At 50.6% G+C, this 237-nt stretch carries 1 protein-coding gene; it reads left to right on the forward strand.

Translation table 11 applies throughout. From position 1 onward, the window contains the following. Nucleotides 1-237, forward strand: a 237-nt coding sequence (locus CWC28_RS22075) for a hypothetical protein (RefSeq protein WP_171038346.1), incomplete at both ends; no start/stop codon positions are given.

A 237-nucleotide genomic window follows, 5' to 3' on the forward strand; every position in this document is an offset into this window, starting at 1 on the left:
AGCTGGATGAACAAACAACAATGGCTGCATTTGTGACCCGTCCCATGGCTGTTCAGTCAGGGCAGGCAGAACTCACTCTGCCTCAGGGATATAACGGCAGTAATCTCCGTTATGACAGTGTCACGCTTGATTATGCGCCTGATCATCGCCAGACCGATTATGAAGTGGTGGTGCGCAGAGAGTTTCCAGAGTTAAACGCCTTTGGCAAGATAAACCTGCTGCGTGTAGAGAACGCCA

Source organism: Pseudoalteromonas sp. S4492 (assembly GCF_005886115.1).
GTDB lineage: Bacteria > Pseudomonadota > Gammaproteobacteria > Enterobacterales > Alteromonadaceae > Pseudoalteromonas > Pseudoalteromonas gelatinilytica.